Below are 23677 nucleotides of genomic sequence, written 5' to 3'. Positions count from 1 at the left end.
GTTGATATAGAAGACTTATAGCCTTGGGGTATTTTTTTGAGCATAATCCGTACCGGTAAAAACTGCTACTATTCTTTGCCATAGCTTAGGTTTGGTTACTCTTTGTAATTCTAATGCTATACTTTCTCCCCATCCGTGTTCCGTTAAACATCCAGGATTTAACTCTGCTAATACTCTTTTAGTACCGTTAACAAGTGCAGGATTGCTGCTCTCAAGTAATGGGGCAAAATTCTTGATAATTTCTTTACCTTGCTCTATCATTTTTTCAGGCGGTAGTTTACTTATCGCTGGTAATAAAGTTTTAATTATATTAGGCTCATTTACTCCTAACTCATTAATAGACGATAAAGCTTTTGCTTCTTTTTCATTTGTTTGAAAAGTAATTTTAAAAAAATTCATCTATCTTTAATGCTGCTTGTGTTAATGCTTCTACTTGTTTTAGATCATTAATTTGCTCTTGTTTATCAAGTTTAGGGGTAGTATTTTTAGTAAGAAATTTTCTGTAGTTACCTAATGTTGTTTCTGAAACATTTTCTTTAAGGTTATCTAATGTTTTATCTATTAATTTCTCTCTATATTATTCTTTAGATATTTTTTGGTTAGCTAATTCTAACATAGCTTTTTCTAATGGTTTTTTAATATCCATCACTTCATCTTCGCTTAAGCCATTACGTTTTTCGTCGTTCATCTGCTCTACTTGAGACTCACTTAAATCTATGGCAAAAACTTTTAAAGCAGCTGCATTTTTAGCATTTGCAACGCTATATTTTCCTTTTTCCTCTTCCGACGAAATTAATTTAGTTACTTCATCATGAGTGTTATATATAGTGTCAGTTAAAGATTGAACTACATCATTTGGTAAATAATTAGTACTAAAAGGAGCAAACTGCGATTCTATTGCAGTAAAAATATTTTGTCTAGTAGCGGCAACAGAGTTAAGAGGAGCAAAAGCATCTTTAAAAAATTTAATTTGAGTATTAAATTTACTATCAATACTACTTGATATTGTCTAAAAATTTATTATATAATTCTTCTGCACTTAATGGAGCCTGACGATTTCCTTCAGGTTTATTAGCATCTTTAGCCATATCACTTCCTCTATTAATTAAAACTTATAAAAAGAATTGTATTTTTTCATAGAAGAGGTTCTGATCGTAATTTCATCAGGGATTTCGGTTATGAACCTTGAAGGGTAAGAACGGACTATTTCATAAAATATTTTTCTGCTTTCAGCATGAGTAATGTAGAGATCTTTTTTTGCTCTCGTAATGCCGACATAAGCAATGCGGCGTTCTTCTTCTAAGCCTTTTTCACCGTCTTCGTCTAGAGATCTTTGAGACGGAAATACACCCTCTTCCCAGCCCGGTAAAAATACCACATCAAACTCAAGCCCTTTAGCTGCGTGCAGGGTCATTATAGTAACAGAACCACCATAATTGGTTTCAAGCATTTCATTTTCCATAACTAAGCTTGAATGTTCGATAAAATCATGAACATCGTTAAATTCAGCAATAGCTCTAAGCATTTCGTTAATATTTTCGATTCTACCGAATGCTTCTTCGGTTTTTTCTTCTTGAAGCATTTCAAGATAACCAGAATCATCAAGTATTGCTTTAACTACGTTTATTGGAGCATCTATAATAAATCTTTCGTACCAATTATCGATTTTAGTAACCAAATCTTTTAGAGTTTCATATGACTTTGCTTTAATTTCACCTATTTCTAGCATTTCTTTAATGGCTGCGAAATTAGAAATATTTCGCTCAAGTGCATAGACTCTAATTTTATTTAAGCTAGCTGCACCTATTGCCCTTTTCGGCACATTTATAATACGCTCAAGTGCTAGATTGTCATTTTGATTCAAAGATATACGGATATAAGCAAGCACGTCTCTTATTTCCATACGTTCATAGAACCGCAAACCGCCTATAATTTTATAAGGCATAGCACTATTTATAAACGCTTCCTCAAAACTTCTTGTTTGAAATCCGGCTCGTACTAATATTACAATATTGCCGGCATTATACCGGTCTTCTCGCACTAACTTATCTATTTCACCGGCTATATATCTTGCTTCTTCTTTATCACTCCAACAAGAGATAATTTTTATCTTTTCACCGCTTTCCCTATTCGTCCATAACGTTTTACCGTGACGGTTTTTATTATTATTGATAATATTGGAAGCAGCAGCAAGTATTGGCAAGGTTGATCTATAATTCTGCTCTAATTTAATAATTGTTGCACCTACAAAATCTTTTTCAAAACGTAATATATTCCCGACTTCTGCTCCTCGCCAACCATAAATAGATTGATCATCATCCCCTACACAGCAAATATTTTTATATAAACTTGCGAGCATTCTTGCCCATAAATACTGGACAACGTTAGTGTCTTGATATTCATCGATTAAAATATATCGATATTTTTCTTGGTAATATCTTAGTATTTCAGGATTTTTAATAAAAAGCTCATTATTATAAAGTAGCAAATCTCCAAAATCTAAAACATTAGAAATAAGTAAATTTTTCTGATATTCTTCGTATACAAGTTTTGCAACCCTCTGCAGTGGTAAATTAGTATCTGATACTGATAGTTTAGTTGGTAATAATCCTTGATCTTTCCATCTAGAAATTATGATATGTATTAATTTAGGAGCATATTTTTTAGTATCAATATCTTTTAGCTTTACTATATCTTTCACTAGTTTTAATTGATCATCATGACTAATAATAGTAAATCTATTATTAAAACCAAGATTTAAATGCTCAATCTGGTCACGTAATATCCTAGCTGCCATTGAGTGGAAAGTGCCTATATTAAGACCATAGCAATTAATTAGACTATTAACTCTTTCAGCCATTTCTTTAGCAGCTTTATTAGTAAAAGTAACGGCTAGAATATTTTGAGGTGAGGCTAAATTTTGGTGAATAATATTAGCTATTCTTGAGGTCAGTACCTTTGTTTTACCTGTCCCTGCACCTGCAAGCAATAAAAGCGGTCCTTCAGTGTGGAGAACTGCTTTTTGCTGTTCTGGATTTAATGTATGTATGAAATCTTGATTTTGCATTTGTTTTAAGGATGTTGTGCTATGGCTCTACTATGTCATTCCCGCAAAAGCGGAAATCCAGTAAAACATATAAAAACTTGTTTTTATATGTTTATTTTGTCAATAATATGTATTTTGTATAAATATTAAAGTTATTTTTTCTAGATTCCCGCTTTCGCGGGAATGACATTAAAGCATTAAAATATCACCTTATTCTTCTTAGATTTTTAATAATATACGAAATAGTAATTATCGGGCTACAAATAATTATTTTAAATAACCTAAAATAAGAGCTTAAATTTCTATCTTCAATAAACCAATTATATAAATCATTTATAGGTTTAATCTCAGCAGGAATAATATATTGATCTTTAAATAATTCTTTTAAAACTCTTTTTGCCTGTTTTGCTTCTACCTTACGCTCTATTGTTAAGCTCTTATCATGTACTCGATAGAAATATAAAGATTCCGGTATATGAGCAAATTTCGTAACAAGCCCAAACCTTAGCCAATATTCATAATCATCCACTAACTGCATATTTTCATTATATCCACCTACTTGCCTTGCTAAATCAGCTCTATATAAGAAACATGCACCGACGCAATCTCTAATCGGTAAAAACTCAGGAGGTTCTTGATAAAGTCTTATTCCTACTTTACCGTGGTCATCGATCAAAGTATAATCAGTATATACAAGCCCTATCTCAGGTGAATTATCAAGTATCTTAACCATTTTTTCTAAAGCATTCTCATGGAAAAGATTATCATCTGAAGTCCAAGTAAAATACTCCCCCTTGGCCTCTTTAAAAGCAATATTAAGACTTGCCGGTAATCTTTTATTGGTCTCATTTACTATTACCTTAATACGTGAATCCTGCTCTGCATATGTCCTAGCTACTATAACACTATTATCTTTTGAGCAATCATCAATAATAATAAGCTCAAAGTCTTTAAAGCTTTGATTAAGGCAGCTCTCAATAGCAAAAGGTAATAGCTTCTTTCTATTATAAACCGGTAAAACTATTGAGATTTTTGGAAGATTACTATGCATGTCCTCCTAACATATCAAGAGTATCTAAACTATTAATTATATTTTCTATTAGTTCTGATTCCTCAGATTTACATCCATCTTCAAGGATTAATAATATATTACTTAAAGCATTATTAAGCATTTTGGGTATTATAGTATTTTGCTCTTCAAACCTTTTAATTAGTTGCATCAAAGGATCAACATATTCAATTGTTAACGATTCTTTATATTGATCTAATAGCTCGGCAAGACAATCAGATACTGCCCATAACAAAAGATCAGCTCCTTCATTATCTATTAAATCAAATACTTCATAAATTTTTTCAATTTGTACTTCAATATTATTTACAAGCACTGGCATAATTTTTACTATTTATTACTTAGATTATTATATTTTCTATGTCATTCCCGCGAAAGCGGGAATCCAGAAAAAATAATCCTAATACTGCTACAAAGAATTATATTTTTTATAAAATAATTTTTTATATTCTTTACTAGATTCCTGCTTTCGCAGGAATGACATAAAAAGAACCATGCGGGCATTCTTAATGTTGTAAATTTATATATTTCGTATTTAGATATTCAAATATCCCTTCAAATGAGCCTTCAACTCCAAAACCTGAAGCTTTACGTCCTGCAAAAGGTGCTTTTGCATTTGCAGGTAACGGGTCGTTAATCGATACCATACCAAAATCAAGCTTAGACGCTATCATTTGTACCACGGATATATTATTTGAATATACATATCCTTGCAAGCCGTATTCAGTATTATTTGCACGTTCTATTACTTCATCCAAATCTTTAAATTTATAACAAGCAACTACCGGACCGAATATTTCTGTTCTAAAGATATCCATATTATCCAAACAGTCAATAATAATAGTAGGCTCAATAAAATTATCAACAGCTTTACCGCCGCAAATTAATTTAGCTCCTTTACTTTGTGCATCAGCGAGTAACTTTTGTATTTTTTCTATGGCAGCAGAATTAATTAACGGGCCTACATCCGATTCCTTATCAAATCCGTCACCGGCTTTAAGCTTAGTAAATTTAGCCTTTAGAATTTCTATAAATTTTTCATATATAGATTCTTCTATAAATATTCTGTTAGGTGAAATACAAGACTGTCCACTATTTCTAGTTTTAGCGGTTATTAAATCACTTACTACTTTCTCTAAATTATTATCTGCCGTTATAATGAAAGGAGCATTGCCGCCAAGTTCCAAAGATAAACGTTTTAGAGTATTTGCGGCATTTTGATATAGAATTTTACCGACATTTGTAGAGCCGGTAAATGATAACTTCCGAAGCCTAAAATCTTCACAAAAAGCCTTACCTATAATATCTGAACTACCTGTAATTACATTAAATACTCCGGCAGGCAAACCGGCATCGCTTGCAAATTTAGCAAGTACTAAAGCTGATAGAGGCGTAAGACTTGACGGTTTTAATATAACGCTGCAACCCGCAGCTATTGCAGGTACTACCTTGCGAGTAATCATTGCATTTGGAAAATTCCAAGGAGTTATAGCAGCAGACGGTCCTACAGGCTCATATTGCGTAACAATTTTATGAGCTTTACTATTACCGGGTTTGATAGTCGAATGAATATTATGTATAGCATATGTATACCAATCAATAAAAGAGACTCCATATAAAATTTCTTTTTTTGATTCAGCAAGTACTTTACCTTGCTCTAGGGTTAATATATGACTTAACTCCTCAATATTTTCGATTACTAAATTATACCATCTTCTAAGAATCGCTATTCTCGCTTCAAATGAGCTTTGTGACCATGAAGAAAAACTAGTCACCGTATTATTAATCGCTGAATTAATCTCAGATAATCCCAAATTCGGAACTGTAGCAATTTCTTTTAAGGTCGCAGGATTAATAACGGATATTTGCTTCCCGAACTCTATAAATTCACCGTTTATATAATTCTTTCCCGTAATGTTTTTAAGTAAGTTCATATATTTCTCATTACCTGCGTGGATACTAAAATCGTCTTCCCGTAACTCAGACGAAAAAACTGTTACAAACTTATCTTAAAATTATACGGCAATACTAGCAAGAAAAATATTTATAATGAATTATTTATACCCAAATCTTCACCACCCATTTGACTTTCTAATACATCATAAGAAATATTTTCTAAATTAGCATTTTTCAATGCTTCTAAATTTTGTATGTTAAAACTACCTCGTCCAACTAAAAATTTCATAAGTAATGGATATGTATCAATATTTTGTTTTTGTGGTGGTATATTTATTATGTTCCAAGTCATTATATTTGTACCTAATTAAATTAATACACAATGACTATAATAAGTGTCTTACTGAATGCAACAATTTTTTATTAACTTATATGTTAATTTACAGCTAAAAAATCTAAATTATTTATTTAGAAATTTTTCAGCCTCAAGAGCCGCCATACAGCCTGTTCCTGCAGCAGTTACTGCTTGTCTATAAATTTTATCTTGAACGTCACCAGCAGCAAAAACACCTTCTACACTAGTTCTAGTAGTGCCTGACTTCGTGATGATATAATTATCGTCATCCATTACAATTTGTCCGGTAAATAGCCCCGTATTCGGTACATGCCCAATAGCTATAAATACACCGCTACAATTCAATAAACTAATCTCTTTGGTGTGAACATTTTGAATTTTAACTCCGGTAACGGATTTTGGTTTATTACTACCTACAATCTCATCTACTACATGATCCCAAATTACTGATATTTTAGGATTTTTAAATAATCGATCCTGTAATATTTTCTCAGCTCTAAAACTATCCCTTCTATGCACTATAGTGACTTTGCTAGCATGATTGGTTAAGTATAAAGCTTCTTCTACTGCACTATTTCCTCCCCCTACTACAACTATTTCTTGATTCTTAAAAAAGAAACCATCGCAAGTAGCACATGCCGAAACACCAAAACCACGAAATTTCTGCTCTGAAGCTATACCAAGCCATTTTGCTTCCGCACCGGTACAAATTATCATGCTCTCCGCGTCATATTCATTTCCTGCTCCTGTAAATACTTTAAAAGGTCTTTTTGATAGATCCACTTTTTCTACATAATCACTAACAATTTCCGTACCGACATTTTTAGCCTGCATAGACATCTGCTCCATAAGCCAAGGTCCTTGCACCGTTTCCGCAAATCCTGGATAGTTCTCAACATCGGTGGTAATTGTAAGCTGCCCGCCTGGCTGCATACCATTTATTAATATTGGTTTTAAAGCAGCTCTAGCTGTATAAATAGCGGCACTTAAGCCCGCAGGTCCTGAACCTATTATTAGTACTTTAGCAGTAATTTTCATAATTATTATTTATTAATTTAAATGATGCCTATGTCATTCATGCGAAAGCAGGAATCCAGAAAAACATATAAAAAAACAGTTTTTTTATATGTTTATTTTATTAAATATGTAATTTTTGTACCAAGATTAAGGTTATTTTCTGGATTCCAACTTCCGCGGGAATGACATCCTGAACATTCGTACAACACAAGGTCACACAATCTAAGACTTCTTTTCTAACCAAGATTTGACATAGTTAATTTCTTCAGGGTTCATTAGAGAAGGAGCATGACCGGCATATTTTATTTCATAAAGATCAAAAATTTTTGTTTCTTTCATCTTTTTAATAGTAGATTTTGTTAAAATTTGAGATTTCATCCCATGAATTACTAATATTCTACATTTTATTTTATTCCATACAGACCATAGTTTAATATCTTCCTGGTTACTAGCATTTTTCATTCCTTTTGTTATAGCAGGATCATAATTCATTTTATATTTTCCACCGAATGTAGAAATTACACTATATTTTGTTAAATAATCCCAATCTTCTTCATCTTTAATACCGCTTTGTGCATAAATAAGTTTTAAATGTTCTTTTGCACTAGCCAAATCATCTAAGAGTATAGTTTTTTTAGCATAATCTTCAATTTTAATTAAAGGAGCAGCATCAACAAACGCCCCTATATCATTTAATATTAAGGCTTTAAAAATGTTTTTATATTTACTGGCAAGTACCATACCTATAATACCACCCATTGAAGTACCAAGCCAAATAGGATTTTTGATATTTAGCCTTTTTAAAAAAAATAACGTATCTTTAATATAAGTCGTATAGTTATAATGATTAGCTTTTTTAAAATTTTCGCTATCACTGCGACCGGGATAATTTATTGCAATTACTCTATAATTTTTACTCAACTCTTTAGCTATTTTATCAAAATCATGAGCATTTCTAGTTAAACCGTGAGCACATACTATTATATTTTTATTTTTAGGATCACCGAATTCCACATAAGAAATTTTATGTTTCGGTATATATTGAAGAGGTAATAAATTAATATAGGGACCAATTTTTATTGAATTAATTTTCATATGAACCTATTAATACCAATTTAGAATAAATTTTAAAAAAATCATTGTCATCATGTTATTAATTTAAGTCACTTAAAAATATACTGACCATGGTCGGCATATATATAACTACAAAAAGCAAAGATAAAAACACAGTAGCTGCAACTTTTTCAGGGTAAAATTTCTGTAAATTCGCTATAACTATAGTATTTGCTGCGAGTGGTGCCGTAGAAAGTAGTTTTAGGGCATTATAGTAATCATTGTTATACCATTTTGTTACAAAATGATCAAACATGATAAATAACCCTACTCCCAAAGGATAGAACAGAAATTTAGCAGCAAAAGTAGCAAGAGTAAATTTGATATCAACTTCAAATTTTTGTAGAGACGAAAGAGCAAGACCCACCATCACCATACCGAGTATCGAAAAAGAGCCTTTCATATTATATATAAAATCATCTAAAAAATCCGGTAAAGTAAAACCGCAAAAACTAAATAAACATCCCAAGAAAAAAGCGTTTAAAATCGGTAATTTTACTACTTTTAATATACTATAGGTGGTATTAGCAAAGCTCCTCATACAAATATAAAAGCCGACGGAACATTCATAAATATTCACTCCTATAACAGCCATCATGTAAATACTTAATGTATAATCATCAAAAAGTGCTGCAGCTATAGGCAACATAAAATACCCACCATTTGCCGTACCTGCAGACAAAGCTATAATATTACGTGTATGATCCTGCCAAAATTTACCAAAAAAATAATAAGAAAAGAGCGATAAGAGTGTTGCAATTACAAATGTTACGACCGTAACGCTTAATGTCGCAAGTGTTAAGGTTGTACTAGCAGGTATCGTAAAAAACACTATAGGCGATATAAAATAGAATAGTAACGAAGAGATACTATCTCTTTCAACATTTGAATATTTACCTGCTAAAAATCCTATTACTACACTTAACAATACCGAAACGGTTTTAAAAAAAACTATACTAAAGATTATCATGTAATGAGCTAAAGATATAATTACTTATAATATATGAGGTTTTATTTTTTTTCACTAAATTTTGTAAAGATTTTTACTTCATCAGACCAAAATAAATTTCTAATTGAAACTTTAAAAATCTTATGTTATTTAAGGTGCCTAATTTAATATAAAATTTTCATATTATTTATGCCAAATCTATTATCCTTGTTCATTATATTTTTTTATTTAAATATCCATTCTAATCCTATGCCACTTGGTCTTGAATTAAATAAAACTACCAATATAGATCTAACAAAAAAATACAAAATCATCAATAAAGAACCTAATTATTGGCAAGGATATAATTATTATATAGAACCAAATACAAAAACTATATCTAAAGCTTTAGTGATATGTAATGATTTTAATGTAATAGAAGCCGTTATTTTAACTATAGATCAAAATAAATTTGAAGAGTTTTATAACATTTTACAAAGATAAATATAGTTTAGAAGAAGAAAATGATAAAGTGGTTACTTTCAAGGATGGTGAATGTGTAATCATACTTGAATCTTCTAAATTAAATACCGAAATGGAACTTGTATATATAACAAACGATTTTTATAAAGAATTTTTAAACAAACTAGATAAAGAAGAAAAATTAGAGCAAGAACAGATAAAGAGATTGCTGTAATACTTGATTGGTATTGCTCGCGTGGAGTCATATGTCATTCCCGCGGAGGCATTGTTGCGTGGATACCTATGTCATTCATGCGAAAGCAGGAATCCAGCATAAAGCGAGATAAATCGAGCTTTTAATTTCAAAAATTTGCTGTATTTATACTTTTTTCTGGATTCCTGCTTTCGCATGAATGACATAAGAAATAACACACGAAGCTACTTCGGAAATTATAGGCATATGTAAATTATATTTTTTTATCAAATCCAAAACTAATTTTAATGCTTCTCTTCCCTCTACTAGCTCTTTATATTCCTGTAAAAATTTCTTTTTATCACTACTAATTCCAAGTTCATAACCAAATTTTGTATTACGTGAGCCTAACGAGTAACAAGTAAGCACTAAATCGCTTACTACTCCCGCTTCTAGTAAAATATTAGAATTTTTTTGCATACCACCTAAAGCTTTCGATAAAATAGCAATTTCTTTTAAGGCAGCTACTATAAGCGTTGCTCTTGCATTTTCGCCCTGCTTTCTTGCTAAATCAATCCCGCTTTTAATAGCAAAAATATTTTTTAAAGCTCCTGCTACCTGTAATGTTACAATATCGCTTGACACATTAGTAGTAAAAATTTTTGAACTTAGGTTATAAGCTATTTTATTTGCTATATCTATATCTAAACTTGCAATACTTGCCGAAGCAGGTAAATTTTTAGCAAGTTCTTTTGCTAGATTCGGACCTGCAAAAAACGCTGTAGGGCTATGCGGTAATAGAGTTTTTAACCTATCTGAAAATAATGCGGTAGGATTACGGGCAAAGCCTTTTGTTGCAATTAGAAGAGTATTGTCTTTAGAAATGCTGTGAGTTTTTAATAATTTTATTGAGTCATCAAAAGCGTAAGACGGCACTGCAATAATAATTAGTTCAAAATCCTTAATTATATCTAAGTTTGTAGTAGCCTGTAAATGAGCAGGTAATTTAATATCCCCTAAATATTTTACGTTAGTTTTGTTATGTAAAATTTCCTTTGCTATTGCCTCATCACGTAAAAATAAAGTAACGTTATTACAGTCTTGTGCTGCTAAAGAAGCAAGACTAGTACCGAAACTCCCTCCCCCATAAACCGCAATATTTTTAAATTTGTTCATGTGCTTATTTTTTCCTTGTCACTTGCAGGTTTGTAGGTATCGTTGCTTGGCTTGTTTATGTCATTCTCACGAAGGCGGGAATCCAGTAAAACCATATAAAAACTTGTTTTTATATGGTTTTTTTATCAAATATGTAACTTCTGTATCAAAATATTGAAGTTGTTTTTCTGGATTCCCGCTTCCGCGGGAATGACATCGAGCAAATTTCTCGAGCCATAAAACAATACTTACTCACAATAACAATTTCACTACTCCACAGCTTTCTCAAGATTTACTATTATAACGGGTGACTTATTAATTTCTTGTTTTAAGGTTTTACGGATTGTTCCTTTTATTGCCTCGATTACTTGTTCATCCGACAATGCTTTTTTAGCCTGTTTATTTTGAATGGTAACAAGTTCTTTAATGTCGTTTTTAATGAGGTCGACTAATGCCATATCCTCTTTCGGATCAAGCAGCCCGGGCATAGACAGCATTGGGTTTGCAGCAAGCAGTCCTTTTTTATCAATGACTACTGATACTACCACGATACCCGACTCACGCATACGTCTTCTAGCTTTGAAAATCGGAGATTCAACGGGCAGCAAATAATTACCGTCAACAGCTAAATAACCGTTTTCAACCTTTGAAATTACTTTTGCATTATTAGGTTCAAGCAGTACTACACTACCGTTTTCAACCTCTACTGCCTGTTTTATGCCGTTTTTCTTAGCAAGCTTAACATGTTCATGAATATGTACAGGCTCGCCGTGAACAGGTATACAAATATTCGGTCTAATTAGAGAATACATTTTTTGTAGCTCGTCAATCGATGGATGTCCTGAAACATGTACAAAATGGTCTCGCTCGGCAATAACTTCTACACCGGCTTTAACAAATATATTAAATAGCCTGAATATTTTCTTTTCATTACCCGGAATAATTTTTGAAGAAAAAATCATTGTATCCTTAGGAACAAGCTTTATAGACGGGTGAGAATTACTAGCCAGTTTTGCGGTGGCAGCCATAGGCTCACCTTGACAACCGGTAGCAATTACTAATAATTCTTCTCTTCTAAATCTGCTAACATCACGTTCACTAATTAGAGGAGCAATATCTTTCAAATAGCCGCTTTCCTGCGCAGCAAGCATCATACGGTGCAAACTTCTACCGGTTAAGACTACTTTTCTACCCGCAAGCCCTGCAGCATGAATTATTGTATCAAGCCGTGCTAAATTAGAGGCAAAGGTTGAAACTACTATCATTTGAGGACAACCGGCTATAATATCTACTAAACTTTTTCTAACATCCCCCTCAGAACCTGAGCTTCCTTTATTAAATACGTTAGTTGAATCACAAACAAGTGCAAGAATCCCTTCATCTCCGTAAGATTTTAAAAGCTCCTCATCGGCTTTTTTCCCAAGTATCGGATCGTTATCAAATTTCCAATCTCCCGTATGTAAAATATTACCTGCATCCGTACGGATCATAATTGCTTGCATTTCAGGAGCCGAGTGAGTCAGTGGCACCATCTCTAAGGAAAAAGGACCTAGATTTATTTTACTACCGGGTTTTACTTCATGAATTTTTATATTTTTAGCAAAATCATATTCATTTAAACGAATTTTTAAAAAATTTGCTGTAAAAGTAGTAGTATAAATAGGACATTTAAGGCTATTCCATAAATATTGGACTCCACCTAAATGATCCTCGTGAGCATGAGTTAAAATCAGACCTACTATATCTTTTTTATATTTCTCGATAAAGCTGCTATCAGCAATTATCATATCAACACCGGGTAAATAATCATCGGCAAAACCGCTACCACAATCAATCATTAACCATTTACCTTGATAATGGTAAAGATTAAGATTCATACCTATTTCATTAGATCCCCCTAGCGGTACAAATAGCAGATCATTTTTATGATTTTTGATGTTGAATGATGACATAATTTAACTTAATATTTATTTTATTACTTTATTCTTATAACTTATTATTAGTTAAGCGTCTATATATTAAAAAAGAAATTCATATAATGAATATAAATAAAATAGCATTGATTTATAACCAAAATTCCAAACATTTAGCTATTATAGAGGAAATAAAAAAACTCTATAATTATTGTAAAATAGAGGAAGCGGAGGTAATTATTGTAATAGGCGGGGATGGAGAATTACTACATAATATTCACCGCTATATGCATCTTAATATACCTTTTTACGGAATTAATTTAGGAAGCCTCGGCTTTTTAATGAATCCTTTAGATACCAAAAATTTATTACAAAATATACATGAAAGTACGGTTTCTATCCTAAATCCTCTTCTTATGCAAGTCGAAGATACGAGCGGTCAAATATATACGGCACTTGCTATTAACGAAGTATCGATATTTCGCAAAACTAATCAAGCTGCTAAATTTAGAGTAGACGTAAACGGGATAGAGAGAATGAGCGAATTAGTAGCAGACGGAGCTTTAGTTGCAACACCTGCCGGAAGTAGTGCTTATAATTTATCTGCCGGCGGTCCTATTTTACCGCTTGAGTCGAACATGTTATGCCTAACCCCTATCTGCTCGTTTAGACCGCGTAGATGGCACGGTGCTTTACTGCTTTCATCTGCTACGATTAAATTTGAAATACTTAATACAAATAAACGACCGGTAAATGCTACTGCCGACTTTCAGGAGTTTAATAATATCACAAATGTTACCGTTAAATCTACTAAGGATAAGCCTATCAAACTGCTCTTTAATAAAAACCATACGCTGGAAGATAGAATTATTAAAGAGCAATTCGGTGGGTAATTATTAAAAAATATTAATAATTTTTTGACTAAGAATTAAACTAATGTATGATGCCTTGTTAAAAATAACTAGGCATCATACATGAAATCAAAAAAGTCTTCTATTAACTTTTCTGACAATAACCATATTTTATGGTTATCACTTGAAACTCGCAATATTACCTTAAATACAGCTATAGAATTGTACTCAGCAATAGTTAAAGATTTTGATATAAAAAATAATTATTTAAGAACTATTGAAGAAATAAAAAATTCAAAATTAGCTTCAGAATTTGCTAATTTAGCGATTAAGAAGATAAAATGAGGTAAAAACTCCAAAAAAGCTATTGGAATGTGTATTAAAAAATTACAGTTACGAAGAACTTAAAAATCATGAGTTATTTAAAGATTATGAGATTAGTGAATATAATGCTTTAATTAATAAAAATTCTAAAGTAGAAATATTTTTTGAATACAAACCTAGCTCCAATTCTTCTAACCCTATCACTAAGATTATCAATAAATTTATCGCTAAGGAAAATATTTTTCGTTTAGCCGTAGTAGAAAAGAATATTTCATTAATGGAAGAAGTAGCTAAAGATATACTTAAATCAGCACCTATAGTTTTAAATTTACTTAAAACTCAAGGAGAATGGTATCAAAAATATCTAAATTTTATTATTTGTAAAACCTGAATTTCAACCTGATATTATTAAACAATTAGCAAATATAGAAGATTTTGCTATTCTAAGCTCTTTTTCTGAAATATTGCTTGCTACCAAAAAATATGATGAAATAATAACATTACTTGCACCACGACTAGCGAATCTAGTAAACAATGAGCAAAAACAGGAAAGTAAATTCATCTATTTTTCCGTTATAATCTATCAGTAGCCTATAATAATACAGGAAAATTATCATTAGACGAAGAGCAATTATTACGCACTTTAAAGGATCGACCAAACGATAGCGATTCAATCTATAGCTTATTTAATATTTATTTACTTAACGAGAGGGCAACAGAAGCAAAAAATTTAATCAAAAATGCTCCTACAGATATCAAAATTTTGACAGCAATGAGTTTTAATTTAGCTGAAATTGCTGAAGCTAAATTAAATCTAATTAACCAAAACAATTTATCTAAAGATAGTAAAGAACAGTTTCGATGTTTTCAATATATTGCCAAATACAATCAATATTCTACTGCTGAGAAAATTGTGAATGAAGAAAACCTAAAGGATGAGTGAATCGAAATCAGCAACTCTATTGGTGGTGCTATATTACTATCTACAACAGCCTTATATACCAAACAATATGAATTAGCTAAACAATTTATACAAAAAATACCTAAAAATAAAATAACTCCATATCTCAGTAATATCTCCCAGGAAATAGAATTTTTATTAAATCCTAAAGAATATATTAACCAAATTCATATCGAAGCTCTTGTTAGCAACCTTAATTTTGCACAAGCACAAGCTATAGAAAAAATTAATAAGATTATCACTTGTTTAATCGCAATTAAGAAATATAACTTAGCGTTAAAGAAAGTTGAGGAAATTTTACAATATGATAATAAAAATTAGGAAGCCATTGAGAATGGACTCACAGCTGCAAGGCTAGCTAATGATCACGAAAAGATACAGGAATATATTGGTTTATTATCACTTAAAGAAGAGCTAGAGCAGTATGAAAATTAAAATCCTATAGAAATTCATGAATATTATCAATCAATAAAAAATGCACATTTACTTCATACTATCGGGCAGGTTATTCCTAGTTACAGCAGTTGGAAAGTTAATCAAGAAGGAGAAATTACAAGTAATAACACTACTGTTTTAGGCAAATATCAAGGACTTGAATGTTATGGAAGAATTAGCGAAAAATTACAAGAAAAATTAGATAAGAATCAAGATGTAATAAAATTCGCCGGCGAACATCATCTAGAATTTCATCAAGATTCATTATAACTTTAATAAAATTATTAATTTTTACTCAAAAGGTTGGCGTAGGTTAATAGCGGCAGATACGGTACCCTCGTCTAAATAATCAAGTTCACCTCCGATAGGTATACCACTAGCAAGGCGAGAAATTTTAGCAGGATGCTCTTTTAAATATTCTGTAATAAAATAAGCAGTAGTCTGACCTTCTAAAGTAGAATTAGTAGCAATAATAACTTCTTTAATATTTTCTGCAAAACATCTTTCAAGTAGTTCAGGCAACCGAAGTATGCTAGGGTTTTGTCTACTAGCTGCCGATAAATTATGACCGAGTACATGATATAAACCTTTAAAATTACCGCTACGCTCCATTGCCCATAATTCAGCCACAGTTTCGACAATAGCAATAATTGATTTATCTCTATATTCAGAAGAACAAATACGGCAAATATTTTCTGTATCCATATTACCGCAAATCTCGCATTTTACTATTTTCTTATCTATCTCTACAAGATTATTAATCAGGCTTTTTAACCTTACGTCTTTATCTTGCAATAGGTAAAGCGCTATACGCCTTGCCGATCTACTACCAAGACCGGGTAATTTTGAAAAAAGATAAATTAGCTGATCTATATCATTATCATTTGTTTCATTCATAAATATACTCGTTTAATTTGAAAAATGAGCTACGCCGTATTATAAGAACTGCGGTACTCACCTATTAAGTATACGTTCCGCTCCTCGTCTTATATACTCCTTGCTCTTTTCCAAATTAAACTTCGTCTATTACTTAGGAGTATATTTAAGACTTAATAACGACGGTTCCGGCTATTTTATCATGTAATGCTTGTTTTTTAGAAGAAAAAAGTATGAAAAAAATACCGATAGGAAAAGTCATATACCCTAAAAATCTTTTAATTAACTGCTTTAAAGTCGGACGATTTAATGTTACGGCATCTACGATTTTCATACGTAAAAACATTTTACTAAGCGTTGCACCTTTATAATACCAAAGCGTTATGAAATATGAGCCTATTACTAATATATTAGTAGCAAAAATTGAAATATTAAACAAAATATATTTATTAAAATTTCCTGCTTTAAGATATTCATAAAATTCCTGACTCATAACCGAGTTAAACATTTCATTGAGATTATGAAGATTAATATTATTGCTAAGGAAATAATCATTAAAGAATAACCATAATAAATTAAAAGAACAAAATTGTGATATTGGGATTGCTATAAAGGCAAATAATGATAAATCAAGTGCCGTAGAAAAAATTCGTGCTATAAAATCAGGATAAATAATTTGCTTTTTCATTGCCAGTTACTTTATTTTGGTGTTAGATAGTAAGGGTTGTGACAATCTCAGGATTTTGGCATGAGATTGCTTCGTCAAAACTTACAGTTTTCCCTCGCAATGACGATTAATGCCCCTAATCAAAATTCAATATATTACATTCATGAATCAATTTGAAGCATATAGTTTATTATTTGTTGATAGTTTTGTCTCAAATCTTGTTATAGGTTTTCAGAATGAATTAATATTTCATTCTATGAAAATGTTCGGAGGCTATAATAGTTTAATAATGCTGTTAGTAGCTATTTGTGCTTCTCTTAGCGGTAATGCAGTCAATTATATTTTTGGAAGAATAGTTTTAAATATCTTTTATGCTTCCAAAAATGCACAAAATATTTTAAGACATAAAAATTTAACAAAACTATATTATAAATATGAGATATTTATAATTTTCTTAATGGCATTTTCTTTTTGGGGAAGCTTTATTTCTTTATTCTCCGGTTTTTTTAAAACAAAATTTCTAAAATTTTTAGGTATTGGTTGTTTGGCAAAAGCATGCTATTATGCCTTAGAATTGTATATATTTTAACTCATGAAAAAATTAACCAAAACTAATTCTCATAGACGACAAAAATTAGCAAGCATTATAAATGAAGCATTAATAGAAATTCTAAGGCGTGGCAAAATGCTGGATAGCAGACTTTTTGATTGTCCTCTCACTATTACGAAAGTTATAGTTACTGCTGATCTTAAAATAGCTAATTGTTATTTCTTGCCTTTTAACACTAAACTAACAATAGATGAAATTATGGATGCATTAAATAATTCTAAAAATGCTATCAGAAATTTTATTACTAATAAAATAAATATGAAATTCTCGCCTGATATAAGATTTCATTACGATCACGGATTTGATAATGCTATAAAAGTGGCACACTTATTAAAAGATTTCTGAATATAAGAATCTAATAATTTATTAAAAAAATTATTATTAATAAATTGTTTTAATATTTAGGTTATTGTATCATGCCATATTTTAATCAGTAATGTTATAACTTGAATATGCATAACAAAATTAACTTAAAAAGAAATAAAAGGATTAACAGGTTTACGCGGGTATGCTGCATTATGGGTATTCTTCTTACACGCCACATATAATTTGGCCAGGTAACTCAATTGGAATGAATATAGCAAGACTTGACGGTCTTGGGGTCGTAATATTTTTTGTGTTATCCGGCTTTATGTTATGTATATAATACTAGATTTTATACGCATACCGTTAGTTATAAAAGTTTTTTATTTGCACGTATTGCCAGAGTTTATCCCTTACATTTATTTATGCTTTTATGCGTATTAATGCAGAGTCGATTTTTCCAGAAATTCTTTCACCCTCCGATAATTCTTATACTTTTCTTCTTAATGTGTTCCTTATTCAAGCATGGGGGTTCACGGATTTAGTATCTTGGAATCAACCTTCATGTTCAATAAGTACGGAAATGTTTGCATATTAATTATTTCCTTTTTTAATATCATTGATGCAAAGATTATCAATAATTAAGTTATTGATAATCTTATTATTTATATCTTATTGGATAATTTCTGCTCCTTATGCTTCAATGGCTGCAGACCCATATTAGTAACGAAAGAGTACAATTTGCTTACGGTAAAAGGTTAATAATGTTTTTAGGTGTATTTATTTTTGGTTGTATAACATTTTTTATTACAAAACATATAAAATCTTTGAAACTTAATTATATTATTTATGATATTATTACATTTGTAGGAATTGCTGTTTTTGCTTATATTTTTATTATAATTAATGCAGAAACACTTTGGTGGCCTGCAGTTGGCTCATCCTTAATAATTCTTGGAACACCTAATGATTCAGGATTAAATAAACTTATTTTCGGTAATCCAATAACATATTTTCTAGGTCAAATTTCATATGCTTTATACCTTTCTGCTTTAACTACAGAATTTTTTCTTGATTTATCCAACTCCTTTATGGCTTAAATTTGCTACTTCAGTTACAATAGCTACTATTTTGCATCATATAATTGAATTACCAGCTTGCCAGTTCATTCGTCAATTAAAAGTGAATAGATAGATAGGTACTAGGGGATAAACTCAATCATTGAAAACAATAATTATCCGTTATACTAAAAACGCTTAAAAATTAAGCTTTAGTACAACAGCACCCTAGCATAAATGGACTAAAGGCTATAAATGTTTTGCAATAATGGAGTTTAAACATCATTTACAAAACGATAATATCATAATAATCAAGATATTTTAGTTATTTTTTTAAACTTTAAGTATAACTCAAATAAAAATAAATCCTTATTTTTATTAAATAACTTTAAAAGATTATTTTTTTATATTAAGATATAAGAATAATCTTTTAATAAAAATAAATAGAAAATGTCTCCTCAAATAATAGAGTTATTAATTTTTGCCGTTATTGCCTTTTACATTATCAACAAATTAATTACGACTCTCGGTTCTACTTCAGAAGAGGAACAGACAAAGCAAAAATCTTATTTTGGCGAACCGGTTATTAAGGACGTAACTTACAGTACAGTTAAATCTAATAAAGAAGAAAAAAATATTCCAACAGCCCAAGATATTAAAGCTTTTAAAGATATAATAGTGGAACATAATATAACTGCGGTCGTAGATGGAATGGAACAAGTCCATAAACGCCTTTACTCCTTTGATCCGGTTAAATTCATAAATAATGCTAAAACTGCTTTTCAAATGATTATAGAAGCTGCTTATAAAAAAGATACTAAAGAATTATCTGAGCTGATAGATAAAAGATACTTGGAAGAATTTGAAAAAATAACACCGTCCTATGGTGATTTTTTTGACTCATCGGCTTTAAGTGCAAAATATTCAGAAATTTACATGTTCGGTAATAACATATTTATTAAATTACTATTTCAAGGTAAAAATGTAGTTGACAAAATCGAAGATTTAAAAGAAGAATGGACATTTACACGTAATGCTAATACCAAAGAAGTTGATTGGTTTTTAAGCAATATTGAGAGAGTGTAGCAATTATATTTTATGACCTGAATGTCATTCCCGCTTCCGCGGAAATGACATCAAAAGACTACAAAACTAAATAACAAACTATTAGTAATGAGTAAAATTTTCTATATTATAGGCACTATATTAATAATAAGTGTCGGTATTTTTATGTTTCAAACACAAACGATAACGGATAACAATCAAATAATCCCCAGAAAAGTTTTATTCGGTAACCCTGATAAAGCAAGGGTTTCTCTAACCCACGACGGCAAATATATTCTATATGTTGCACCGAAAGACGGTGTATTAAACATTTGGCTAGCACCCTCAGATGATATTAGTAAAGCAGAAGCCATAACCCATGACAAAGGACGCGGTATTTGGTCTTATGCTAAAGCTTATAATAATAAAAATATTTTATATACCCAAGATTTTAACGGTGATGAAAATGACCGAATTTATAGCTATAACATAGAGACAAAAGAGACAAAATTACTTACTCCCGCAAAAGGAGTTAAAGCCGAAATAGCCGGAGCAAGTCATAAGAAGCCAAATGAGATATTAATATATTTAAATGAGCGTAATCCTGAATATTTTGATATTTACAAATTAAATCTAGATACTCTAGAAAAAGAGCTGATTTATAAAAATGATAGATTTACTGATTATGTAACCGATGGAAATTTAAATTTAAGATTCGGTAGCTTACTAGATAAAGATGGAGCTGTTGAATATTATGAATTTAAAGACGGAGAACCAAAGTTATTTACTAAGATATCAATGGAAGATTCTTTTAACACTTCCATACTTGGTTTTGATGCTAGCGGTGAAACTTTATATATGCTAGAGGGACGTAATCGTAATACCTCCGCACTTAAAGCTATAACACTAGCTACAGGTAGCGAAGAAATATTAGCCGAAGATGCAAAAGCCGATATTGGCTTATTTACAGTTCATCCCACAAAGCAAACTCCGCAAGCAGTATCTATAGATTATGATAGAGTCTCATATAAAATATTAGATAAAGATATTGAAGATGATATTAAATATTTGCAATCTATTGATCGCGGTGATTTAATTATTAATAGTAGGACGCTAGACGATAAAACTTGGATCGTTACTTATATGGCTGATAATGCACCGGTGAAATATTATAAATATGATAGGGCAAATAAAAAAGCTGAGTTTTTATTTACTAATCGCACAGAACTTGAGCAATATAATCTTGCTAAGATGATACCGGTAATTATCAAGTCACGTGACGGGCTTGATTTAGTTAGCTATATCACTTTTCCAAATGATGTAAAGCTCGATAAAAATAATATACCCGATAGAAAAGTACCTCTAATTTTAAATGTCCACGGTGGTCCGTGGGTACGTGATAGCTGGGGATACAATCCTGAGCATCAGTGGCTTGCAAATCGTGGTTACGCAGTTTTAAGTATAAATTACCGTGGTTCTACCGGTTTTGGGAAAGATTTCTTAAATGCCGGTAATTTAGAATATGCCGGTAAAATGCACACCGATTTAATTGATGGTGTTAACTGGGCTATTAAGAATAATATAGTTGATTCTGATAAAGTTTGTATTATGGGCGGAAGCTATGGAGGTTATGCAACGCTTGTAGGTCTTACCATGACGCCTGACGTATTTGCTTGCGGTGTTGACGTTGTCGGTATGTCTAATTTATTAACTCATGTGCAATCTAAAGCTCCTTATATGACACCATTGTTAAGTATATATAAAACACGTATAGGACCTTGGGATACTGAAGAAGAAAAAGAGTTTTTAAGACAAAGATCACCGATTAATTTTGTTGATAATATCAAAAAGCCTTTATTTATAGCACAAGGTGTTCACGATGTGAGAGTCGTGCAGGCAGAATCAGAACAGATTGTAAACAGCATGCAAGCAAAGCATATACCGGTAGTTTATGCACTTTACAAAGATGAAGGTCATGGATTTGCAAAACCTGGTAATAGAATCTCATATTACGCTCTTGCCGAGCAGTTTTTAGCTAAGATTTTAAAAGGAAGAGCGGAACATATAGGAGATGACTTAAAGAATGCTAATCTCATTCTGAATGATAAAGAAAAAATTAGCGGTACAGAGGCAGAAAAAATTATAGATACGGCAGTTGGGAATTAAGAAGAAACTATCATACCGCGACTCGGTGTCACCCCGTGGCTTGTCCACAGGATCTAGTTAAAAGTACTAATAATTTTAGTGTTTTTTATTGTTTTTTAGATTCCTGCTTTCGCAGGAATGACATAGAAGGGCGAAAATGACATTAAGTAAGTTCAGAATAATTTATTGGAGTACTATCATGCTACTTACAAATACTGAAAATTCTTACGGCTTAATTGCAAAACTTTTTCACTGGATCATGAGCATTATAGTTATAGTAATGCTTGTTGTCGGTTTCTTAATGGATAATTTCGTAGAACTTCCTTTAAAATGGCAATTATACGGGATACATGAAGCAACCGGTATAGTTGTTTTATCTTTAGTAATAATAAGGCTTTGATGGAAATTTTATAATGCTAATGTTTTGCTACCGGAAGATATGCCGAGTTGGCAAAAAAAAGCCGCTAATATTAATATAAATTTGCTATAGCTTTTAATGTTATTAATGCCAATAAGCGGCTTCTAATGACTATTTTATCAAACCATCATATTGATTTTTTTATTTACTATAAATTCTTTTGCTCCAGATTTACAATTTGCCAAAATCTTTAAAAAAATCCATAAAAAGGCTGCTTATTTACTGCTTTAATTATTTTGCATATACTAGCTGCATTATATCATCACTTTATTAGGAAAGATAACGTATTCAAGAGGATGTTGAATGAGTAACCTCATTATAAACTTATTGACATATAATAAATTGTGTTTTATATACAAAGTAAGATCAGATAACTTACTATATTAGTATTATGAGTAAAAGTGCCAGAGTAGTAGTTTCATCGAAAGAACAGGTAGTTATACCTAAATATATAAGAAATAAACTTTCTTGAAGATGATGAGATACAAGGTAAAGCAGCTCAAAATTTCTTAAAAAATAACATCACTAATAAGATTTTTCATCATATGCATTACTTGAATTTGTATAGATGCTAAAAGTAAATAAATTTACTCTCCAGGCAATTTATGAAGCAGTAATTAATCTTATTGATAGTTCCGGCTTTATCATTGGGCATCAAGACATAATAATATCAGCTGCTGAGAAATATATTAAAGGTAAAGCAGACTTTGCCGATTATATGATTATTGCAGAAGGAGAAGTCAATAGTGCTAATAAGTTTATCACTTTTGATAAAGACATAGTAAGAGAAGTTAAAAATGCATCTTATCCATAAAAATTAATAGCAATTTAAATAAAT

At 31.0% G+C, this 23677-nt stretch carries 26 protein-coding genes and 5 pseudogenes; 17 read left to right on the top strand and 14 right to left on the bottom strand.

Going from position 1 to position 23677, the window contains the following annotated elements:
- Positions 1-15: 15 nt before the first annotated feature.
- The 9 genes from MCI_RS09235 to MCI_RS00185 all read right to left on the bottom strand — a co-directional run bounded on the left by MCI_RS09235 (position 16) and on the right by MCI_RS00185 (position 9466).
- Positions 16-399 carry a hypothetical protein gene (locus MCI_RS09235; protein WP_232202666.1) on the bottom strand — a complete coding sequence of 128 codons (384 nt, stop codon included), beginning with the start codon at positions 397-399 and terminating at the stop codon, positions 16-18.
- 706 nt (positions 400-1105) lie between these two features.
- The gene (gene pcrA, locus MCI_RS00220; protein WP_014409169.1) at positions 1106-3067 is read right to left on the bottom strand and encodes a DNA helicase PcrA; all 1962 of its coding nucleotides are present in this window, start codon (positions 3065-3067) and stop codon (positions 1106-1108) included.
- Between the two features lie 184 nt (positions 3068-3251).
- Positions 3252-4097 carry a glycosyltransferase gene (locus MCI_RS00215; RefSeq protein WP_014409168.1) on the bottom strand — a complete coding sequence of 282 codons (846 nt, stop codon included), beginning with the start codon at positions 4095-4097 and terminating at the stop codon, positions 3252-3254.
- Positions 4090-4437, bottom strand: coding sequence for a hypothetical protein (locus MCI_RS00210; protein WP_014409167.1), 348 nt, complete (start codon positions 4435-4437; stop codon positions 4090-4092). The genes MCI_RS00215 and MCI_RS00210 overlap by 8 nt, the downstream gene beginning before the upstream one ends.
- Positions 4438-4621: 184 nt before the next feature.
- Positions 4622-6049 carry an NAD-dependent succinate-semialdehyde dehydrogenase gene (locus tag MCI_RS00205; RefSeq protein ID WP_014409166.1) on the bottom strand — a complete coding sequence of 476 codons (1428 nt, stop codon included), beginning with the start codon at positions 6047-6049 and terminating at the stop codon, positions 4622-4624.
- Between the two features lie 110 nt (positions 6050-6159).
- Positions 6160-6363 (bottom strand): hypothetical protein, encoded by a 204-nt coding sequence (locus tag MCI_RS00200; protein ID WP_014409165.1) that lies wholly within the window; start codon positions 6361-6363, stop codon positions 6160-6162.
- Between the two features lie 108 nt (positions 6364-6471).
- Entirely contained in the window at positions 6472-7404 is a 933-nt protein-coding gene (gene trxB, locus MCI_RS00195) for a thioredoxin-disulfide reductase (RefSeq protein WP_014409164.1), read from the bottom strand.
- Positions 7405-7605: 201 nt separating this feature from the next.
- Positions 7606-8478 (bottom strand): alpha/beta fold hydrolase, encoded by an 873-nt coding sequence (locus tag MCI_RS00190; RefSeq protein ID WP_014409163.1) that lies wholly within the window; start codon positions 8476-8478, stop codon positions 7606-7608.
- Positions 8479-8536: 58 nt separating this feature from the next.
- Complete coding sequence (locus tag MCI_RS00185; RefSeq protein ID WP_014409162.1) at positions 8537-9466, bottom strand: AEC family transporter; 930 nt, start codon at positions 9464-9466, stop codon at positions 8537-8539.
- A 168-nt stretch (positions 9467-9634) separates the two neighbouring features.
- Between MCI_RS00185 and MCI_RS00180 the strand changes: the two genes are divergently transcribed.
- Positions 9635-9928 carry a hypothetical protein gene (locus MCI_RS00180; protein WP_014409161.1) on the top strand — a complete coding sequence of 98 codons (294 nt, stop codon included), beginning with the start codon at positions 9635-9637 and terminating at the stop codon, positions 9926-9928.
- Entirely contained in the window at positions 9897-10121 is a 225-nt protein-coding gene (locus MCI_RS00175; protein WP_014409160.1) for a hypothetical protein, read from the top strand. Before MCI_RS00180 ends, MCI_RS00175 begins: the two co-directional genes overlap by 32 nt.
- Before the next feature lie 144 nt (positions 10122-10265).
- On the opposite strand, the gene MCI_RS00170 is transcribed toward MCI_RS00175, so the two are convergent.
- Positions 10266-11255, bottom strand: coding sequence for an NAD(P)H-dependent glycerol-3-phosphate dehydrogenase (locus tag MCI_RS00170; RefSeq protein WP_014409159.1), 990 nt, complete (start codon positions 11253-11255; stop codon positions 10266-10268).
- Between the two features lie 248 nt (positions 11256-11503).
- Positions 11504-13186, bottom strand: a complete 1683-nt coding sequence (locus MCI_RS00165; protein ID WP_014409158.1) for a ribonuclease J — start codon at positions 13184-13186, stop codon at positions 11504-11506.
- Between the two features lie 86 nt (positions 13187-13272).
- Between MCI_RS00165 and MCI_RS00160 the strand changes: the two genes are divergently transcribed.
- From MCI_RS00160 to MCI_RS00150, 3 genes are all read left to right on the top strand, one after another.
- Positions 13273-14040: an NAD kinase gene (locus MCI_RS00160; protein WP_014409157.1), complete on the top strand. Its 768-nt coding sequence runs from the start codon at positions 13273-13275 to the stop codon at positions 14038-14040.
- Between the two features lie 81 nt (positions 14041-14121).
- On the top strand, positions 14122-14343 hold the full coding sequence (locus MCI_RS09230) for a hypothetical protein (protein ID WP_014409156.1): 222 nt from the start codon (positions 14122-14124) through the stop codon (positions 14341-14343).
- A 22-nt stretch (positions 14344-14365) separates the two neighbouring features.
- On the top strand, positions 14366-14713 hold the full coding sequence (locus MCI_RS00150; RefSeq protein WP_014409155.1) for a hypothetical protein: 348 nt from the start codon (positions 14366-14368) through the stop codon (positions 14711-14713).
- A gap of 3 nt (positions 14714-14716) precedes the next feature.
- Here the strand turns inward: MCI_RS00150 and MCI_RS08730 are convergent, their stop codons facing one another.
- Complete coding sequence (locus tag MCI_RS08730) at positions 14717-14884, bottom strand: hypothetical protein (protein WP_014409154.1); 168 nt, start codon at positions 14882-14884, stop codon at positions 14717-14719.
- Between the two features lie 210 nt (positions 14885-15094).
- Here MCI_RS08730 and MCI_RS08725 point away from each other — a divergent pair, with 210 nt between their 5' ends.
- The gene (locus tag MCI_RS08725; protein ID WP_014409153.1) at positions 15095-15265 is read left to right on the top strand and encodes a hypothetical protein; all 171 of its coding nucleotides are present in this window, start codon (positions 15095-15097) and stop codon (positions 15263-15265) included.
- Between the two features lie 744 nt (positions 15266-16009).
- Here the strand turns inward: MCI_RS08725 and recR are convergent.
- Positions 16010-16615, bottom strand: a complete 606-nt coding sequence (recR, locus tag MCI_RS00145; RefSeq protein WP_014409152.1) for a recombination mediator RecR — start codon at positions 16613-16615, stop codon at positions 16010-16012.
- A 145-nt stretch (positions 16616-16760) separates the two neighbouring features.
- Positions 16761-17282: an RDD family protein gene (locus MCI_RS00140; protein WP_014409151.1), complete on the bottom strand. Its 522-nt coding sequence runs from the start codon at positions 17280-17282 to the stop codon at positions 16761-16763.
- 142 nt (positions 17283-17424) lie between these two features.
- On the opposite strand from MCI_RS00140, the gene MCI_RS00135 reads away from it, so the two are divergent.
- From MCI_RS00135 to MCI_RS00105, 11 genes and pseudogenes are all read left to right on the top strand, one after another.
- On the top strand, positions 17425-17850 hold the full coding sequence (locus tag MCI_RS00135; protein ID WP_014409150.1) for a YqaA family protein: 426 nt from the start codon (positions 17425-17427) through the stop codon (positions 17848-17850).
- Between the two features lie 3 nt (positions 17851-17853).
- Positions 17854-18216, top strand: a complete 363-nt coding sequence (rbfA, locus tag MCI_RS00130; protein WP_014409149.1) for a 30S ribosome-binding factor RbfA — start codon at positions 17854-17856, stop codon at positions 18214-18216.
- 173 nt (positions 18217-18389) lie between these two features.
- A pseudogene (locus MCI_RS10390) lies at positions 18390-18608 on the top strand (hypothetical protein); the annotation flags it as partial.
- Between the two features lie 261 nt (positions 18609-18869).
- The gene (locus tag MCI_RS00125) at positions 18870-19274 is read left to right on the top strand and encodes a hypothetical protein (protein ID WP_014409148.1); all 405 of its coding nucleotides are present in this window, start codon (positions 18870-18872) and stop codon (positions 19272-19274) included.
- A gap of 408 nt (positions 19275-19682) precedes the next feature.
- Positions 19683-20318, top strand: a complete 636-nt coding sequence (locus MCI_RS00120; protein WP_014409147.1) for a Tim44 domain-containing protein — start codon at positions 19683-19685, stop codon at positions 20316-20318.
- Between the two features lie 87 nt (positions 20319-20405).
- Complete coding sequence (locus tag MCI_RS00115; protein ID WP_014409146.1) at positions 20406-22442, top strand: S9 family peptidase; 2037 nt, start codon at positions 20406-20408, stop codon at positions 22440-22442.
- Between the two features lie 178 nt (positions 22443-22620).
- Positions 22621-22900: pseudogene (locus tag MCI_RS00110) on the top strand (cytochrome b).
- 17 nt (positions 22901-22917) lie between these two features.
- Positions 22918-23070 (top strand): annotated as a pseudogene (locus MCI_RS10385) (cytochrome B).
- 5 nt (positions 23071-23075) lie between these two features.
- On the top strand, positions 23076-23150 hold the full coding sequence (locus tag MCI_RS09225; protein WP_232202771.1) for a hypothetical protein: 75 nt from the start codon (positions 23076-23078) through the stop codon (positions 23148-23150).
- 80 nt (positions 23151-23230) lie between these two features.
- Positions 23231-23305 (top strand): annotated as a pseudogene (locus tag MCI_RS07070) (AbrB family transcriptional regulator); the annotation flags it as partial.
- Positions 23298-23653, top strand: a pseudogene (locus MCI_RS00105) (DNA-binding protein). The pseudogenes MCI_RS07070 and MCI_RS00105, both read left to right, overlap by 8 nt.
- The last annotated feature ends 24 nt before the right edge of the window (positions 23654-23677 follow it).

Origin of the sequence: Rickettsia montanensis str. OSU 85-930, from assembly GCF_000284175.1 — a bacterium.
GTDB lineage: Bacteria > Pseudomonadota > Alphaproteobacteria > Rickettsiales > Rickettsiaceae > Rickettsia > Rickettsia rickettsii.
Note: the sequence above shows the minus strand (reverse complement) of the source record. Positions and strands in the feature narration are given on the sequence as shown.

Excerpts from the sequence above, each read along its gene's own strand:
- pcrA (WP_014409169.1), bottom strand. The coding sequence starts at position 3,067 with ATGCAAAATCAAGATTTCATACATACATTAAATCCAGAACAGCAAAAA.
- MCI_RS00210 (WP_014409167.1), bottom strand. The coding sequence starts at position 4,437 with ATGCCAGTGCTTGTAAATAATATTGAAGTACAAATTGAAAAAATTTAT.
- trxB (WP_014409164.1), bottom strand. The coding sequence starts at position 7,404 with ATGAAAATTACTGCTAAAGTACTAATAATAGGTTCAGGACCTGCGGGC.
- MCI_RS00200 (WP_014409165.1), bottom strand. The coding sequence starts at position 6,363 with ATGACTTGGAACATAATAAATATACCACCACAAAAACAAAATATTGAT.
- MCI_RS09230 (WP_014409156.1), top strand. The coding sequence starts at position 14,122 with ATGAAATCAAAAAAGTCTTCTATTAACTTTTCTGACAATAACCATATT.
- MCI_RS00160 (WP_014409157.1), top strand. The coding sequence starts at position 13,273 with ATGAATATAAATAAAATAGCATTGATTTATAACCAAAATTCCAAACAT.
- MCI_RS00135 (WP_014409150.1), top strand. The coding sequence starts at position 17,425 with ATGAATCAATTTGAAGCATATAGTTTATTATTTGTTGATAGTTTTGTC.
- MCI_RS00215 (WP_014409168.1), bottom strand. The coding sequence starts at position 4,097 with ATGCATAGTAATCTTCCAAAAATCTCAATAGTTTTACCGGTTTATAAT.
- MCI_RS00125 (WP_014409148.1), top strand. The coding sequence starts at position 18,870 with ATGCTTCAATGGCTGCAGACCCATATTAGTAACGAAAGAGTACAATTT.
- MCI_RS00185 (WP_014409162.1), bottom strand. The coding sequence starts at position 9,466 with ATGATAATCTTTAGTATAGTTTTTTTTAAAACCGTTTCGGTATTGTTA.
- MCI_RS00165 (WP_014409158.1), bottom strand. The coding sequence starts at position 13,186 with ATGTCATCATTCAACATCAAAAATCATAAAAATGATCTGCTATTTGTA.
- MCI_RS00190 (WP_014409163.1), bottom strand. The coding sequence starts at position 8,478 with ATGAAAATTAATTCAATAAAAATTGGTCCCTATATTAATTTATTACCT.
- MCI_RS00120 (WP_014409147.1), top strand. The coding sequence starts at position 19,683 with ATGTCTCCTCAAATAATAGAGTTATTAATTTTTGCCGTTATTGCCTTT.
- MCI_RS00140 (WP_014409151.1), bottom strand. The coding sequence starts at position 17,282 with ATGAAAAAGCAAATTATTTATCCTGATTTTATAGCACGAATTTTTTCT.
- MCI_RS08730 (WP_014409154.1), bottom strand. The coding sequence starts at position 14,884 with ATGAATTTACTTTCCTGTTTTTGCTCATTGTTTACTAGATTCGCTAGT.
- MCI_RS00180 (WP_014409161.1), top strand. The coding sequence starts at position 9,635 with ATGCCAAATCTATTATCCTTGTTCATTATATTTTTTTATTTAAATATC.
- recR (WP_014409152.1), bottom strand. The coding sequence starts at position 16,615 with ATGAATGAAACAAATGATAATGATATAGATCAGCTAATTTATCTTTTT.
- MCI_RS08725 (WP_014409153.1), top strand. The coding sequence starts at position 15,095 with ATGAGTTTTAATTTAGCTGAAATTGCTGAAGCTAAATTAAATCTAATT.
- MCI_RS00205 (WP_014409166.1), bottom strand. The coding sequence starts at position 6,049 with ATGAACTTACTTAAAAACATTACGGGAAAGAATTATATAAACGGTGAA.
- MCI_RS00115 (WP_014409146.1), top strand. The coding sequence starts at position 20,406 with ATGAGTAAAATTTTCTATATTATAGGCACTATATTAATAATAAGTGTC.
- rbfA (WP_014409149.1), top strand. The coding sequence starts at position 17,854 with ATGAAAAAATTAACCAAAACTAATTCTCATAGACGACAAAAATTAGCA.
- MCI_RS09235 (WP_232202666.1), bottom strand. The coding sequence starts at position 399 with ATGAATTTTTTTAAAATTACTTTTCAAACAAATGAAAAAGAAGCAAAA.
- MCI_RS00170 (WP_014409159.1), bottom strand. The coding sequence starts at position 11,255 with ATGAACAAATTTAAAAATATTGCGGTTTATGGGGGAGGGAGTTTCGGT.